Here is a 16,016-nt window from a genome sequence, read left to right as displayed (position 1 = left end):
TAAATCACGTACAACTTCAGCACCTTCTTGTATTTCACCCGTTTTTATTTTGTCCGTGTTCACTTTATACCTTTGTTTCCACGGCAATAATTTATCTGATTCTCCATGCTGAAAAATGTGTATAATGTGTTTTAATGCAAGTATATCAGTAACTGGGCGTATACTCGAACTTAATATTTTACCCATAGGAATCATGACTTGCATATTTCTGATTGACATTTTTATAACAAAATACTGTTGTTTTTTCCCTGAGAATTCTTTTTCTTCTATGGCTTCAATTATACCTGCTCCGTGCATTGGATAAACAATGTTATCGCCAATTTGAAACATATAATCCACCTCCATATATGGTAACCTTCTTAACCTTAACATATATGTGATTTTTTATCAAATATTTTATAATATCACAAATTTATTTTTGGAGTCAACTACTTTTTTGATAAAAATTAAATTAAGTAAAAAACACCCCCAAAACAATAGGGAGTGTGTCAGATTCTCAATAAAGGGACGGTCAATTTGCCCATATACATCCTAAAATATCGATTAATTAACATAGATCAGTTTTCCCTTGAAAACGACCAAATCGATCCCGTATTTTTTTCAATCTTATGTGGTACTCCAAAATCTCAATTCTTGCTTTTTCAGCTAGAGGTGCAATGGGTCGTAAGTCTTTTAACCCCCAATAATCAACTACTACATCAAGTACTTGATCAAAATATTGCAGCGGCCCATAGTTAGCTTCTTTTGCAATTACAGTCATTCTATTTTCAAAATCAGGCATGACAGCACCTGGCATTTTAAAATTCCTAATCACATTGGCAATATGATAGCAATAATTAGGTTCCAATTCCAAATGTGTTCGAATGACGTCTCGATAAAACGCATAATGAAGAGTTTCATCTTTTGCAAGACGGCGTAATAATGTAGCAAGATCTGGATCATGCTTACTTGCAACCTTAGCTACATTATTGTAAAACACCATCGTTGCAAGTTCTTGTAGCGTCGTATATGTCATTGCTTCGATTGGTGTGTGAAAATCGGGCTCAAATCCACCCTCAACGACTGACTTTCTTAATTCATGTAATCGTTTAGGGTTCACACTTCGAGTGAGTAGTAAATATGTCTCCAATAAATTCGAATGTTGATCCTCTTCTGAAGTCCAAGTATGAATAAAGTCTGTAATAACAGAAAGGGACCCTTTAAAAGTCGCAGATAAATACGTTGTAAACCATGGTAAATTCACTTCTGTTAATAAAGCTGTTTCAATGGCCGTAATTACACCAGAAGGAAGAGTAACTTGACTTTCATCCCAAGGAACTCTTTTAAAGTCCATTCCCTTATCCCATGGTAAAAACTCATGATAACCCCAGTCTATCTTCTGCGCTCTTATTTTATGTTGTTCATACAGTTCTTTTAAACGTGGTTCTAATCGGAAATCTAAATCATTTGTTAGCATATATAAGTGCCCCCCTCTTCTTATCATAAATAGTCATTCTATTTTTACCCTTAAAAATTTTCTACAAATAAATATTACTTTCCTTTTTTTAAGTCAAACATAACAAATTTGTAACAAAACTTTTTAAGAGCGCTATATTTTTATATGATTTTATAATATAAAAAGGGGTTCTGAGGCATGCGATATGTTACTTAGCCTAAATAAAAAAACTATCTTCAGTAAATAGAGAATAACATTCATAGATAAAGATACTCGTCATGTTGTAAATCTTGGTGAGTGTAAAAAGGTGCATGCCTATAAAGAATTGTTTTATAATAAAGATTGATAATATTTTATACACACTATCAACTTATTTAGACATAAGATCCAATTTATTAGATTAAGCGCTTGAAAAACAAATACAGTTGATGAGATAGCCTTAAACGACAATTCCCAACAAGAACAATGTACATTGACTATGATAATTTAGACCGTATTTTGTGAAACAGTATACAACACAAAGGGAAGAGGCGATAAACATGCAGTCAACGGAAGCGCATATGAAGGAAAAACAACGTAGAGAAAAAATAGAAATAATATTCAGCCACACGGTAAAAGGAGAGAGTTATTTTCATGGTTCTTCTTATAAATGGAAAAACATTGTATATCAAAATTATAATAGAATACAACAAAAAGAGTTGGAAATCGAACAAATTATTTCGGAAATAGAAAAAGAAGGGATTCGTTTTGCGCAGCACCGTTCACTCATACACTATCCCGTTATTGATTTTGTAAAATATATAGCTAAGGTTTATAAGGAAACCATTGAAATACAATAACCATGATTATATTTTTAAAATAAATAATTATATTCAAAGAAAACCTTTACAAAAAGTTTATTTTTGAACATTGTTAACAAAAAGCTCAAAAACTCATTCAAATATTTTTTATTCAAAATACTATTCGTTCATGTTATAATAATAACCATAACGTATTATAGTCGTTTGTATATATTCAGATTTTTTGAAATTTATTACACAAAAAGACAGCTCTTAATTAGAGTTGTCTTTTATTTTTCTCGATATATAATACTGTTCTGGTGCAAAAATCCCAGGATTCTTACAGCTAGGGAAAAGTTGGATTTTTCATATAAACGGTACGACTTTATTTCAAATCAACATTGGGGTGTATACATTTCTTAAGTTGATGGACATGTATGGTGAGGCCTTATATAGGATTTTTAATCAAACTTTTTACAAACGGTACAACTTACTTCTAAAATCATACTAATATAAATTAAAAGTAAACTGTCTAAAAAAGGAAAAAACATTTTAAGGAGTTGATGTTTAAAGGATTAAATAAAAAACTTTGCGATATTTTTCGTAAAGTTTTTGTAATAATACGTATTATAATAGTAATTTTCGTATTTCTTCTGTACTTAGACCTGTGAATTTTGCAATGTCTTCTAATGGCATACCATTTTTATGCATACCACGAATTAATTGAATTTTCCCTTTCTCAATACCTTTTTCAATGCCTTCCTCTAAGCCCTCTTCTCGAGCATGTGCTAACTTAGCTTGCTCATCTAGAAGTAACTTTTCACGAGCTTCATAAGCTGTTCGGAAAGAAGAGTCATGGCTCATATTTTCCCATTTATTCATTGCCTTTTGTAAAATTGGATCTTGATTCATCGCAATCTCCTCCAATGTTTGAGTTAAATGTTCATCTTCATGTGCTGGTAATAGTAACATCCAGCGAACAAATGCATTTTCCCATGGATTTACTTTTTCTTCATGCCATTGTTTGACCAATTTTGGAATTTCTACAAAATGAATTTCAATATCATCACTTAGTATCTGTTTCTTTTTGGGATTCCATAATTGTCCTACGGTATGAAATGAATCATCCTGCGAGAATAATATAAAATCTAATAAGTTAATGGTAATTGTTTTGCGAAGCGAACGATACGGCATCCCTTCTTGCATTTGGGACGTATAGAGTTTACTCCAGTAATATAAAGATCGCTTCACCATATCATTTGTATTTCGAAGCTGTATCTCTATATTCACTTGCGTGCCATTGTCTAATGTTGCTAATAAGTCTAATATGGATAACTTATCATCTTCATAAGATTTATGAAGATGTGGATCTTCTAGTTGTAGAGATACAATAGGTACATCTAAAGATTCTTCTAGGATAGCGTTTAGAAATCCAGTTAAAATCTCTTCGTTCCGAATAACTGTTTAAAAGCGAAATCAATACGTAAATTTACTAATTTTGTGGACATGGGTTTCCTCTCCCTTTCTTTCTATTCTTCTTACTATTTTATAATGTAATTCTTTATATAAGCAAATTCATCTTTTTCAGTTTATTTATTTTTTCGTATGTATCGGTAAAGCGTAGCCTGACTAATACCTGTCATGTTTACAATTTCTTGTATGCTATATTCTTTAGAATCATATAACTTTAATGCCCTTTGAATGAAGCTATCCTTAACACGAGGACGTCCACCGACTCTCCCCCTTGCTCTTGCACTTTCAAGTCCCTCTTGAGTACGTTGAGAAATTAAGTCTCTTTCAAACTGGCTGAATGCTTGAAATACTGTTAACATCAATTTTCCTTGAGGTGTATTAGTATCAAATTGCTCTTTGATACTAATTAGCTTAACTCCCTTATTCTCAAAAAAATCAACAAGTTCAATTAAATCTTTGGTACTTCTCCCTAATCTAGAAAAGCTTTCAACAACTAATGTATCACCTGGTCTAATTTTATCTTTTAATCGAGCAAGCTCTGGACGATCACTTTTCGTACCTGTTACTTTTTCAGTTAAAATTTCAGTACAGTTATAATTTTGAAGCATGTCTAGTTGACGAATCAAATCTTGTTGTTGAGTACTTACCCTTGCGTAGCCATAAATGTATGAATTCATGAAATCACCTAACCTTTACAAGATAATTTTATTATAAAGGGTAGTTAAAGTTAATTTGATTTTGACAATAGTTTTGATAACACAGTTAAGCGATTTATAAAGATTAAATTTTGTTCATTTTACATTTATCAAAAACCATCGTTTTTGAAACGCTTATAAATAATAAATCTAATAATTATGTACTTTGTAATAGGTAAGAGTTTATGATAAAAATAGGAAATATCCCAAAAAACACACGAGGGGCGTTGATTAAGATTTTTTTTAAAGACTTTAACTACAAAAATGAAGGTGATTATTTATATCCAGTTGAGTATTATCAATTTCGCCAAGCAAGCACACATAATACATTCAAAGTTGAACTATTATGTTTTGACGATCGTTATGATTTCCATTTAACAATTGATAATGAAGCTATCCCTTCAAAGTATAGACTTGTAACAAGCATCTCCTTTGAAATTTATGAAGAATTTGGATTTGAGCCTTATGATTTTAGTTCTAAACACGCTACTCTACAAAGGGCAATTGATATGGCAAGTGCAATTGCAAAGAAATATTGTGAAAATCCAGTTAATCAATAATAAGTAAAGACCAGATATTATATCCGGTCTTTTTTGTATTTGCTGTATGTTAAGGTGATTTTTTCTGTTAAATTATAACAATTATTAATGCGTCTTTTAAATTTGAGGTTAAGGACTCAAATTTAAAAGAAAAAGAGAACCCAAATGGATTCTCTTTTCTTGGCATATTTACAACATGGAGAATACTGAGACAACTCTTTCTGTGACTTTACCCATAAAGTTGCCGCTAAAGGAAGCATATCCTTGCCGGAAATTACATGTTTTTGAGGAGATTTAGTTGATTGTTCGAGGGAAAAGGAAGCATATCTTTGCCGTGGATAAATTATTAACCCATAAGCTTGCCGTGAATGCTGTTGGTTTGTAATAAAGTTTGATCAAAAGCATGCTACAAAAATTGATTTTTCAACAGAAGAAACCCAAACATTTTGAAAAAAGTTTGATCAAAATGCTTGGGTTATTTGTTGCTAGGAATAATTTTTTATAAAAAGTTTAATCATTTTTCTACCTGTGTTTGCTCCACAATCGCGCCCTTTAATCGAATAAACCACTAATTATTTTTGCTCTCGAAAATCTTCGATTGTAAAGTACACTAACTCTTCTCCACGCGAAATGAGCTCTTGCACAATTTTAATAGTCCGTGGTTCTGTGTAATCAACTTCAGTTGGACTCATCTCGAAGGGCTCGACGGCGTTCGTGCAGCACCAGCAGGATAATCATCCCCATTATTACACCTAAGACGATGCCGGCCTGTGTGGTCAACAACCATGCCAATGGGTACTCTGGGGAGGGTGGCGCATCGAGTCGAACTGAAGATAAGGCGGAATAGAGGTTGTTGGAGAACAACGCTCCCGATGAAATCCATGTCGCTGCCATAGGAGGTAGAAACCACCTTGATCCACGACGGGATGATACCACCAGTATGCCCCACGCACCAGCAAAGGACCACACACCTGTACTCAATGACAGCAGGTACCACCATACATCGCGTCCCTCCATAGTTGCCTGGTCGATGCCAAAAGAGCCACCAACTGCCCAAAACACCTTGATAACACCGAGCAGAATGCAACCGGCAGCGACAATCCTAGCTAAGATGATCTGTAGTTGTAAAGTATTGCCCGGCAACTCCTTGTAGTCGGTTGTGCCACTCAGCGCCTCTGGCCAACGTGCCATTGCATACCCCGCTAATGCAAGCGGCAGGAAGATGCCAATCCCGAAAAGTGAGATCATGACGAAGATCTGCTCGTATACCCAGAAGTCGGCGGCACCTGCTTCTTGATCCCGGATCATAGCTGCAGGGCCCAGAATCGGTGCAATCAACAAAATGGGAACGAGCAAACCGGTACCAACCCAAATGGGTAGAGCGACCAACCACGCAGGTAGCCGCTCCCCCCATGGCCTGCAAAACGCCATTGCAAGAAGGATGCCAATCGCAGCGAGAACGGCGGTTACTGCGTTTATAATGCGCCAGCTGGCGTCACCCATTTGCTCGGTTGGAAGGAAGAAACCAAAAGTCCATACAATTTTGATCAGCAGGTAAGGTGTTACTGCTATTGCCGCACTATAACCGCAGATTCTACGCAACCTCATCAATCTTAAGGCCTTCCTCTCTGCACTAATTGCCATCTTCTCATCTCCTCTACAAGTTCTAACTCACTTTGTTTCATAATTATATATTCACAACTATCCTAATGCCTTTAAACCTTCTTTGTACAACTTTCAAGTACTTATATTTCCAAGACTCATATTAGTGCCTTCCTTACATAAGATAGTTACTCTAGATTATCGAATAAAATGCCATAACTTAACTTCGATTTCCCTTTGAATAAACCTTTCCTTAATTCCATTAGATGGCCTTTTAGTGGAGTAACTTTATTGCCGCTCAACAGTTCCTTAATCCGCCTTTCAGTTCAGATTTTCTTTTCACTATAAAAACATCCCCTTAGATAAACAGATCCAAAGGGACAAAACATCGCGTCTTTTTTATAAACACCGTGACTTTATTTAAAAGCGACATTAAAAATATTCTTCAAATCCTGGAAGCATAAGTTTGCCGCAAACTTATGGTTCATATCACACAAAACTTTATTAGGGGAAAGTTTTAAAAAACGCCCTTATAACAACACTTACATAAATGTAATATATAGTAAATCAATAGAATTAAGACTGACTATTCTTAACTTTTAAAAATTAAATCCTCGCCATACTAATGTGGTTAGATATCCAGTACTTCATGAAACATTAATAGAAATTGAAATTACTCTTCGTCTATCTCGTATTCATTAATATATTAATAATCGGATGTATCTGTTCATGAATATGGTAATCTGATTAAGATTCCCACTACACAAGTCCTACCTACCAGAAATTAGTCAAAAAGAGGAAACTGTTGGGATAAAGCACCACAAGAATCGTTTTTTGGCCATCTGAAAGATAAAGCATATATAAAACCTTACGAGTGTTTTACTGAGTTGAAACAAGAGATAAAGAAATATATGACATACCTTAATCATTATAGATATCACTGGAATTAAAAAGGATTGGAGATGCTACAATAAATTGCACACTAAGTTAAAAGAAAAAGGTGATTCAGTTTATGAGTAGAAAAGTCTATAATCGTCAATTTAAATTGGCTGCAGTCCAATTACTATTGGAAGAGAATATGTTTGTGAAAGAGGTTTCAAAAGAATTATCTATCCATTCGAATACTCTTTATCATTGGATAAGTGAATATGGAGAAAGTGCGTTACCATTGGGAATTTGTTTTACCCACATTTTCAATGGAGTAGCAATTGGCATTCTTAGTTCTTTAGCAATCGTATCATAACTCCGTCCATCATTTTTATACAAATGTACAGCTTTCAATTTAAATGTATCTGCATATTTTTGAAATGTTTTTTTTCATTAAAATATCCCTTCAAGTATAGTGTAACATTCCACATTAAGAATGTAGTCTTTTTACACTTTCTACTTAAAAGGGATAATACCAACTAATATTACCTTACTTGCACCAGCTTTAAGCAATAAATTTCTCGCGGTTTCAAATGATAACTTTTAGTATGTACATTATAATTATTTTTTATGAAAACCTTGTGTAATTCGATCTAATATAATTGCAATTACTACAATAGCAAGGCCTGCTTCAAAGCCCATACCTATATTAACTTGTGTAACCGACCGATAAACGTCTACGCCAAGACCTGGTGCACCGACAAGAGATGCAGTAACAACCATTGATAGAGAAAGCATAATACTCTGATTTACACCAGCCATGATTGTTCCAGTTGCAAGTGGAAGCTGTACTTTGAATAGTTTCTGTGACGATGTTGAACCAAAGGCATTAGCTGCTTCAATTAAATCTTCTGGTACTTGCCTAATCCCTAACTCAGTAAAGCGAATAGTAGGTGGCATTGCAAAAATAACAGATGCAATAATACCTGGTACTACTCCAACACCAAAGAATGTAATTGCCGGAATAAGATAAACGAATGCAGGCATTGTTTGCATAAAATCAAGAGTTGGTTTTAAAAATTTGGAAAACCTTCCGTTCTGAGATGCCAAAATCCCAATTGGTATACCGATAATGATAGAGATAATAACAGACGTCAAGACAAGCGCTAGTGTTTGCATGGTCTGTTCCCAATAGTTAATGTTAAGGATAAACAGAAATCCAATTAAAGAAAATACCATAAGTGAAACTTTACGGGAGGTGTACCAAACTAATAAGCATGTGATTGCAATAAAAATAATGGCTGGGATAAATATTAATAGATTTGTTAATAAATCAACAAATCCCCCGATAATAAAAGAAAACCCTTTGAAAAACCCTTCGAAATGCTGATACAAACTTGTAACAAGTGTGTCAACCCATTCTCCTAAAGGAATACGTGGAATACTATTCATTATCATTCACCTCTTCCTCTACATTCCCTGCTAAAGCTTGAATAATACTTTCACGCTTTATTATCCCTCGTAATCTATGTTTATCATCTATAACAGGAAGAGGTAACTTTGTCTTAACCATTTTTATATACATTTCTTCTAATAGAGTATCTAAATAAACAGGAGGAATGTCTGTTACTAATAAATCCGCTATCGGAACCTGTCTTTTAATAGCTTTACTAGCATCATCAGCAGTTAAGACACCTAAAAACTCATGTTTCTTATTCACTACATATACGCTAGAAACACTAGCATTTTTCATGATTTGGAGTGCAACACGTGGACCGCGATCAATTAATAAGGTTTCCGGTCTTTTCATAATGGATTCAGAGGTTAAAACTTTTCCTAAATTTACATCAGCAACAAATTGCTCTACAAATTCATTTGCAGGGCTCACCATAATTTCTTCTGGTGTTCCAATTTGAACAATTTCTCCGTCTTTCATTAAAGCAATACGATCACCTATTCGGAGTGCTTCATCTAGATCGTGTGTAATAAAAATAATCGTTTTTTTCATTTTATCTTGCAGTTCTAATAATTCATTTTGCATTTCTTTTCGAATAATCGGATCTAACGCACTAAATGATTCATCCATCAGTAGGACATCTGGATTATTTGTTAGTGCTCTTGCGATACCAACACGCTGCTGCATACCACCGCTAAGTTGTTCCGGATAACTGTCTTTATTGTTTTCTAAACCTACTAATTTTAGAGATTCTAACGCTTTTGTTTCTCGTTCTTCTTTTGATACTTTTTGTATTTCTAAACCATATGCAACATTTTGTAAAACCGTTCGATGAGGGAATAAGGCGAATTTTTGAAATACCATACTCATTTTGTTTCTTCTTACTTTTCGAAGAGATTCTTTTCCCATTGTTGCGATATCTTCACCATCAATATATATATGGCCAGAAGTCGGTTTGATTAACTGATTTAACATACGAACAAGTGTAGATTTCCCACTACCGGATAATCCCATAATGACAAATATTTCACCAGCATAAACATCGAATTTTGCCTGGTTCACGCCAATATTCATACCAGTTTCTTTTAATATAGCAGCTTTGCTTTTTCCCTCTTCTAGTAAAGCGATTCCTTTAGAAGGATTCTTTCCAAATACTTTTGTAACGTTTTCAACACGTAATTTCGTTTCTTTCATTCTTTCACTCCTTTTCTTTGACTCTATACAAATACTGTAACTATTTCTAAACCAAATAGTACATTCCAATAGTTCATCAAAGACTTTTTTTGATTTTTTTGTTAAGCTATTAATAGTTAGTTTATATTATTCATAGTTATAATTATAAAATATTTATTTATAATTATAAAGTATTTAGCTTTACTGAAATAATTTTCTACGTTAGTTAAAGAAGAAATATCTAATCATAGAGACTAGGAGGAGCTTGATGAAGAAAAAAATATGGCTTCTGTGCATACTATTATTAATTAGCATACTTACTACTTCTTGTAGTGGCGCGAACAGTAATGCAAAGGGCAAAATCAAAATTGGTGTAACGAGTTGGAAAGAAAACATAGCTACCGCAAATATGTGGAAAGTATTACTTGAGCAAAAGGGTTATAAAGTTGAATTGTTATATTTAGAAAAGGCAGCCGTTTGGACCGGAGTAGCACGAGGAGATGTGGATGCCAACTTAGAGGTCTGGTTACCAATTACTGATAAGCCATTATATGAAAAATATAAGGATGATGTTGAAATAAAATCAGCGTGGTATAAAGGCACTGGTCTTGGTTTAGTTGTTCCTTCATACATGACAGATATCAATAGTATTGAGGATTTGAATATAAATAAGGATAAATTCAACAATAAAATCATTGGTATTGAACCTGGCAGCAGTTTAATGGGCTTAACAGATAAAGCGATAAACAAATATGGGATAGAGCTAAATCTTGTTCAATCTTCAGAAGCCGCTATGATGAGTGAATTAAAAAAAGCATATAATCAAAAGAAACCCATTGCAGTAACATTATGGAATCCACATTGGGCTTTTTCAGAGTTTGATCTTAAATATTTAAAAGATCCTAAAAAGGTGTATGGAGAAAAAGATGATATTTATTACTCTGTTCGTAAAGGATTTGAAAAAGATTATCCAGAGCTTATAAAGTATTTTGATAACTGGAACATGACCGATGAGCAACTCGGAACGTTGATGACCATGATTAATGAATCGAATGACCCTGAACAGGCCGCTGAAAAATGGATAAAAAAGAATAAAAAATTAGTAGATGCGTGGATGAAAAAGTAATCATTTATGGGGTACGGCAACCATTCCTTCTTTTTGGAACCACTCGTAAATACAAAGAAAGAGAAGTGATGTTTTCATATAATCATTTCTCTTTCTTTTGATTAGCTTGCCTTTTCAGTTGGAGGAAGCGATATTCCCCAATGTATCTATGCCATTTATTTCCCGCATAGTTCAGATAATACAATAAATATCCCCATGCAATTGTTGCAGTTCAAACTTTTGTATCCCACTACGTCTAGATAAAAATGCAATGAATCACGTTGATTTCCAAAGTGAGAAACCTTTATATCATTTGAACTTGTTTTATCTGAACTATATGGGGTATTACCACACATTCATCAACTTAAGGATTTAGACTATTTTTGAAGTTAAAAGCACATTACTATTCTTTTATCCATAAGTTGAATTATCACTAATTTTAAAACTTTTATTCTTGGTCTATATTACTTTTTATTCGGATTTATTTCTATCATTTGAATTTGGAATATGTCGCTGTCTTTTATTACCAGAACACGCATTTCTTCCTTAAATGAACGCCAGGGTTCAATTTTAATGGATTTAGTAGTTTTATCTAGTAGCGTATACTCATGAACGTAATATGATTTTTCGTTTTACTCATTGTAATTTTTTCGTTCCCCCTTAAAATAATTAAAAAACTGTAGGTGTGTAAAAATTACACATTAAGTGATGTTGATTAATCTGTGTTTAGTTGGTATTGCCTATTAATCGTAATATCTTTTTAAAGATAAGAGAGATTTAAAGCCGATTTGCTTCATGATTTGTTCGGAAGTGATTTTTTGTTGAATCATTCTTAAAATAAAGGTGTTTCGGAAATGTTGAGCAGAAATCCCCTTTCGAAGATTCGCACGTTTTATTTCTAAACGAATCATTTTTTGAACAGAGATTTCAGTCAAAAATTTTGGAGCATCATCGTCATAGCTCCAATGATATGTCCCACGAATAAATTCAAAAGCAATAAATAATGGATCGCTGCTGTGGTATTTAGGACGAACAGGTTCAGGAATAGTTTTATAGTAATTGTATAAATGTAATTTGTCTTCTTCTTTCAAATGGATTGTACGATTTATTTTTGAGTCTTCAGGAATAGATAACGTATTACTTTCGAAATGAACGTGTTTCATTCGTAAAGAAACAAGCTCTTTTAAAGATAATCCATAGTCCAGGAGCAACGTAACGATAGAAATGTTCCGTTCTAAGATCATTGGGCGTGTTAATCTTTGTTTTTCAGTCAGTCCTTCTAATGAAGAGATAACCTCTTTTAGACGATTCTCCTCTTAGAGAGAAACGAAATCCTGACTACGTAATGCCCGATCGGGTGGATTTATATGAATGATCCCTTCAATCGGGCTTGGTAAATCTAAGTATTCGTACAATCTATTTAAGACAATATATATGCGGTGTATAGTTTTATCAGAGTATTGACGATCTTCTTTTAAATAATTAAAAAAAGCTTCGAAATCTTTTTTATGGAGTGATTCAAACAGATTATTTTCAGTAAACCTTTTTGATTGGTGCAGCCATTGAATGAAGCTTTCCACATCGTAAATATATCGTTTAATTGTGGAAGGTTTTCTTCCTTTGTTTGATAAATAAGAAGAGAAGCCTTGTATTGTATTTTGGATTTCTTTTGTATTCATCCTATATTTTTCACTCCTTATCCTCATACCTTTTGACTACTCTATAAAATGTAGGGCTTGTCATATTGCACTTTTTCATAGCGTATAGCGCTGTGATCTTTCCTTGTTTCCAATCGTTATATACATCAATAAATTCCTGAGTTATTTCAGTTTTGGGTCTACCCAAATGCTTACCTTTTTTCTTTGCAGCTTCAATGCCTTCACGTTGGCGAGTTTTTATTTTCGTCCGTTCTTCTTCAGCAAGCCAGGACAAGATTTGAAGTACCAAATCAGTAATAAGATTTCCTAAACTATCTTTATATTGAGTCGTATCTAAAAGCGGCATATCTAATACGACAATGTGAGCTTGTATATTTTGGGTAATATCTTTCCACTCCTGAAGGATAGCTTCTTTATTTCTACCGAAACGATCTAGGGAATGAATATATAAAATATCATCTTTTCTTAACATGCGTTTTACGAGTTGGTACTGATCACGATTAAAATCTCTTCCACTTTGTTTGTCGATAAAAATATCTCGTTCATCAGTGATGAGTTGTTTCATTGCTTCGAGCTGCCGATCTTCATTTTGATCTTTGCTACTAACCCTTATATATCCAAATTTCCTTGTATTCAAAATAAATAGACATCCTTTCAAAAATGTTTCTAATGAAATTATACCAAAAATACTTCAAAAGGTGTAATCAATTATTTAGTACTTCAAAAATAGGTTTTTAAACCTTCTGAAGTACTAAATTTAATAGAGTTTACTGCACTTCAAAAGGTGTACCTTTTGGGGCATAAAATAATCCCTAAGAAATTAAAAGTTATTCGATTCATTATTGTTTTTTGAATATTTCGCGAAAAATGACTAATATGTTGTAAAATTTAGGTATACAATAAATTTATATAGGAAAGAAGGAATATTCATGTTCAATAATTATATAATCGCAAAAGACGAACTTTTTTATAAAAAACGTTTTTACAATGTATTAGCTTCAACCCCTCTTGTAGTCATTTCACTAATAGCTATATATTTATTAGATTTTGGATTAATTAATTTTGTAGTCTTAACTGGCATTGCAATAATGACTTTAATAATTCAGTTCATTTATTATTATTCAAATTGGAAAAAACCACTCAAGTGACTTTGGTAGGTTTCAAGATATATTGACTACTGATAACGAAATTTATGTAAACAAAGGGGAAAAATATGATTAAACAAGCTAGTGAAAATGATCTGAATGAAATTCTAGCAAAATCAGATAATGCTCTATACGAAGGAACAGTCAAGACTTTTAAACCTACACAAAAACGAGTAAAAGAAATTATACAAACAGCATTAGAACAAGGAGCATACTACTTAGTACTCAAAGACGATGACAATCTAAATGATGACTTAAAGGGATGGATTCTAATTGGCAGTGGTAAAGATTATTTTTCACAAGAGAGTGTAGGATTCATTTACGAATTATACGTTTTACCAGAGTATCGTGGTCAAAAGCTTTCAAAGAAATTGATGAAAGCAGGATTAGATGAATTGTCTTTAAAAGGACATAAAGAAATACGATTAAATGTTCATGCAATGAACTTTGCAAGAGAACTATATAAAGAATTTGGTTTTGTAGATCGGCAGATTTCCATGAGTTTAACCTATAAATAAAGAACTTCCAATAACAATTGATTATGTGAGCGAAAAGTCCCTTCAGACTCGCAGGGACTTTTTCTAGTTTTTTAGATACAGTGACTGCTGATAAGTGGTGTTATGTTAACTTCACATGTAGAGGATATACAAAACAAAAATATTTTTTAGACGTAAAAACATATAGGATATATGCAGTGACTGATAACCAGAACGTACTATTCAGGAACACATGAAATATATATAGTACAGGCTCAATGAAATTATGATTCTATTGCTTTTGGGGGAAGATATATGCCAAAAAAAGTTCTTCTGTTTACAGATTTAGGAATTGATGATGCCTTTGCTGTTCTGTATACCTTTTTCCGTAAAGATATCCAACTTGTAGGGATTGTAGCTGATTATGGAAATGTATCAAGAGAGAATGCTATAAGAAATATTAACTATTTAAAGTATATTGGGGGAAAGGAAGAGATACCTGTATTTCTGGGTGCTTCTGTACCTTTAACAGGCATATTGGTCCAGTATTTTCCTGAAGTACATGGGAAAGTGGGATTAGGACCTATCATCCCGCCTGAGATTTCTTATCCGACTTACCCTATCAATGATATTTATCGGATTATAGATTCTAATTTAGATGACCTCATAATTATTAATTTGGGAAGGCTCTCTTCGTTGGCGACGGCATTTGTCCTAAATTTAGAAACAATGCGGAACGTGAATGAATACATTTGTATGGGCGGAGCTTTTTTTTATCCTGGAAACGTGACTGCTGTGGCTGAAGCTAACTTTTATGCAGACCCTTATGCAGCAAACTTAATTCTGCAGCATGCAAAGAATTTGACCATTATTCCGTTAAACGTCACCCAACACGCGATTGTTACACCTGAAATGGTCCAACAAATCGATGCGTTTCACCGTAATACACAGGACCTTGCAGGGCTTATCATCAAGCCCATGTTAGACTACTACTATAATTTCTACTCTAAATCGAATCCTGGTATAGGGGGAAGTCCTATGCATGATTTTGTAACAATGTGGTATTTGTTGAACCCAGATGCAGTTCTCCTTTCAAAAGTACCCATCAAAGTAATTGCCGATCAAGGAGAAGGATTCGGTCAAAGTATTGCAGATTTTCGTTTTGTGACAAATCCGGGTTATAAAATACATAATGTCGCTTTTCAGTTCAATTACGAAAGTTTTAAGAGAGATATCATGGAAACATTCTTAAGGAAGAGACTGTAGGATATCCTAAGTGAACTTCAGATTACGGAAATTATGTGAAAAGTTAGTATGAATCTAGGTTTTTCTTTTTTTTTTTCATAGATGTTCTAATCTTTTTGTTTATCATGTTTTGAATGTATACTTTTGTCGTGTGTTTTGAGGATATCAGGGAGTTTGGTATGAAGTCAATATTTAAAGGTGTTTGAATGTAAACTAATGGCTAAAAGTTTACATTGGAGTTTTGAATCATTTATAACTAATTTTGTAATAAATTTCTCAATATAGATATACTTAGTAATTATGATTTCAATATTCAAAATTAATAAAAATTGGAGTATTATAAAAATATGATGGTTATTCCTTTAGTT

At 33.3% G+C, this 16,016-nt stretch carries 13 protein-coding genes and 4 pseudogenes; 8 read left to right on the top strand and 9 right to left on the bottom strand.

Features of this window, described 5'->3' with window-relative positions; genetic code table 11:
* Both B5P42_RS23545 and B5P42_RS23540 read right to left on the bottom strand, forming a co-directional pair.
* On the bottom strand, positions 1-330 hold a 330-nt coding region (locus B5P42_RS23545), incomplete at its 3' end, for a CarD family transcriptional regulator (RefSeq protein ID WP_181458832.1).
* Between the two features lie 217 nt (positions 331-547).
* Positions 548-1,456, bottom strand: coding sequence for an acyl-ACP desaturase (locus B5P42_RS23540; RefSeq protein WP_002065481.1), 909 nt, complete (start codon positions 1,454-1,456; stop codon positions 548-550).
* Positions 1,457-1,974: 518 nt separating this feature from the next.
* Between B5P42_RS23540 and B5P42_RS23535 the strand changes: the two genes are divergently transcribed.
* Positions 1,975-2,274, top strand: coding sequence for a hypothetical protein (locus B5P42_RS23535; protein ID WP_002169664.1), 300 nt, complete (start codon positions 1,975-1,977; stop codon positions 2,272-2,274).
* A 567-nt stretch (positions 2,275-2,841) separates the two neighbouring features.
* Here B5P42_RS23535 and B5P42_RS23530 read toward each other — a convergent pair.
* Positions 2,842-3,722: pseudogene (locus B5P42_RS23530) on the bottom strand (Rpn family recombination-promoting nuclease/putative transposase).
* A gap of 84 nt (positions 3,723-3,806) precedes the next feature.
* Positions 3,807-4,364 (bottom strand): annotated as a pseudogene (locus B5P42_RS23525) (recombinase family protein); the annotation flags it as partial.
* 203 nt (positions 4,365-4,567) lie between these two features.
* On the opposite strand from B5P42_RS23525, the gene B5P42_RS23520 reads away from it, so the two are divergent.
* The gene (locus B5P42_RS23520) at positions 4,568-4,942 is read left to right on the top strand and encodes a hypothetical protein (RefSeq protein WP_002187324.1); all 375 of its coding nucleotides are present in this window, start codon (positions 4,568-4,570) and stop codon (positions 4,940-4,942) included.
* Between the two features lie 657 nt (positions 4,943-5,599).
* Here B5P42_RS23520 and B5P42_RS23515 read toward each other — a convergent pair.
* Positions 5,600-6,565: a hypothetical protein gene (locus B5P42_RS23515; RefSeq protein ID WP_002144228.1), complete on the bottom strand. Its 966-nt coding sequence runs from the start codon at positions 6,563-6,565 to the stop codon at positions 5,600-5,602.
* A 712-nt stretch (positions 6,566-7,277) separates the two neighbouring features.
* Here B5P42_RS23515 and B5P42_RS23510 point away from each other — a divergent pair.
* Positions 7,278-7,473: pseudogene (locus B5P42_RS23510) on the top strand (IS3 family transposase); the annotation flags it as partial.
* Between the two features lie 62 nt (positions 7,474-7,535).
* Positions 7,536-7,766 (top strand): transposase, encoded by a 231-nt coding sequence (locus B5P42_RS23505; protein ID WP_002144229.1) that lies wholly within the window; start codon positions 7,536-7,538, stop codon positions 7,764-7,766.
* Between the two features lie 245 nt (positions 7,767-8,011).
* Here the strand turns inward: B5P42_RS23505 and B5P42_RS23495 are convergent, their stop codons facing one another.
* Both B5P42_RS23495 and B5P42_RS23490 read right to left on the bottom strand, forming a co-directional pair.
* Positions 8,012-8,842 (bottom strand): ABC transporter permease, encoded by an 831-nt coding sequence (locus tag B5P42_RS23495; protein ID WP_113735406.1) that lies wholly within the window; start codon positions 8,840-8,842, stop codon positions 8,012-8,014.
* Positions 8,835-10,040: a quaternary amine ABC transporter ATP-binding protein gene (locus B5P42_RS23490; protein WP_061674714.1), complete on the bottom strand. Its 1,206-nt coding sequence runs from the start codon at positions 10,038-10,040 to the stop codon at positions 8,835-8,837. The genes B5P42_RS23495 and B5P42_RS23490 overlap by 8 nt, the downstream gene beginning before the upstream one ends.
* 247 nt (positions 10,041-10,287) lie before the next feature.
* Between B5P42_RS23490 and B5P42_RS23485 the strand changes: the two genes are divergently transcribed.
* Positions 10,288-11,145 carry a glycine betaine ABC transporter substrate-binding protein gene (locus B5P42_RS23485; protein WP_113735405.1) on the top strand — a complete coding sequence of 286 codons (858 nt, stop codon included), beginning with the start codon at positions 10,288-10,290 and terminating at the stop codon, positions 11,143-11,145.
* Between the two features lie 722 nt (positions 11,146-11,867).
* Here the strand turns inward: B5P42_RS23485 and B5P42_RS23475 are convergent.
* Both B5P42_RS23475 and B5P42_RS23470 read right to left on the bottom strand, forming a co-directional pair.
* Positions 11,868-12,803, bottom strand: a pseudogene (locus tag B5P42_RS23475) (tyrosine-type recombinase/integrase).
* 10 nt (positions 12,804-12,813) lie between these two features.
* Complete coding sequence (locus tag B5P42_RS23470; RefSeq protein ID WP_113735404.1) at positions 12,814-13,419, bottom strand: recombinase family protein; 606 nt, start codon at positions 13,417-13,419, stop codon at positions 12,814-12,816.
* A gap of 292 nt (positions 13,420-13,711) precedes the next feature.
* On the opposite strand from B5P42_RS23470, the gene B5P42_RS32905 reads away from it, so the two are divergent.
* The 3 genes from B5P42_RS32905 (at position 13,712) to B5P42_RS23455 (ending at position 15,669) form a co-directional block, all read left to right on the top strand.
* A complete protein-coding gene (locus B5P42_RS32905) occupies positions 13,712-13,930 on the top strand; it encodes a hypothetical protein (protein WP_016097071.1) in 219 nt (72 codons plus the stop codon).
* Positions 13,931-13,995: 65 nt separating this feature from the next.
* Complete coding sequence (locus B5P42_RS23460; protein WP_113735403.1) at positions 13,996-14,445, top strand: GNAT family N-acetyltransferase; 450 nt, start codon at positions 13,996-13,998, stop codon at positions 14,443-14,445.
* Positions 14,446-14,718: 273 nt separating this feature from the next.
* Positions 14,719-15,669, top strand: a complete 951-nt coding sequence (locus B5P42_RS23455; RefSeq protein ID WP_113735402.1) for a nucleoside hydrolase — start codon at positions 14,719-14,721, stop codon at positions 15,667-15,669.
* Positions 15,670-16,016 lie beyond the last annotated feature (347 nt).

The sequence above is a fragment of the Bacillus sp. SRB_331 genome, from assembly GCF_003264175.1.
In the GTDB taxonomy this organism is placed as follows: Bacteria; Bacillota; Bacilli; order Bacillales; family Bacillaceae_G; genus Bacillus_A; species Bacillus_A mycoides.
This window is presented reverse-complemented; position numbering and strand designations above follow the sequence as displayed.

What these genes read in the sequence shown, in the direction of transcription:
- B5P42_RS32905 (WP_016097071.1), top strand. Translation starts at nt 13,712, where the DNA reads ATGTTCAATAATTATATAATCGCAAAAGACGAACTTTTTTATAAAAAA.
- B5P42_RS23485 (WP_113735405.1), top strand. Translation starts at nt 10,288, where the DNA reads ATGAAGAAAAAAATATGGCTTCTGTGCATACTATTATTAATTAGCATA.
- B5P42_RS23535 (WP_002169664.1), top strand. Translation starts at nt 1,975, where the DNA reads ATGCAGTCAACGGAAGCGCATATGAAGGAAAAACAACGTAGAGAAAAA.
- B5P42_RS23455 (WP_113735402.1), top strand. Translation starts at nt 14,719, where the DNA reads ATGCCAAAAAAAGTTCTTCTGTTTACAGATTTAGGAATTGATGATGCC.
- B5P42_RS23520 (WP_002187324.1), top strand. Translation starts at nt 4,568, where the DNA reads ATGATAAAAATAGGAAATATCCCAAAAAACACACGAGGGGCGTTGATT.
- B5P42_RS23505 (WP_002144229.1), top strand. Translation starts at nt 7,536, where the DNA reads ATGAGTAGAAAAGTCTATAATCGTCAATTTAAATTGGCTGCAGTCCAA.
- B5P42_RS23515 (WP_002144228.1), bottom strand. Translation starts at nt 6,565, where the DNA reads ATGGCAATTAGTGCAGAGAGGAAGGCCTTAAGATTGATGAGGTTGCGT.
- B5P42_RS23490 (WP_061674714.1), bottom strand. Translation starts at nt 10,040, where the DNA reads ATGAAAGAAACGAAATTACGTGTTGAAAACGTTACAAAAGTATTTGGA.
- B5P42_RS23460 (WP_113735403.1), top strand. Translation starts at nt 13,996, where the DNA reads ATGATTAAACAAGCTAGTGAAAATGATCTGAATGAAATTCTAGCAAAA.
- B5P42_RS23495 (WP_113735406.1), bottom strand. Translation starts at nt 8,842, where the DNA reads ATGAATAGTATTCCACGTATTCCTTTAGGAGAATGGGTTGACACACTT.
- B5P42_RS23540 (WP_002065481.1), bottom strand. Translation starts at nt 1,456, where the DNA reads ATGCTAACAAATGATTTAGATTTCCGATTAGAACCACGTTTAAAAGAA.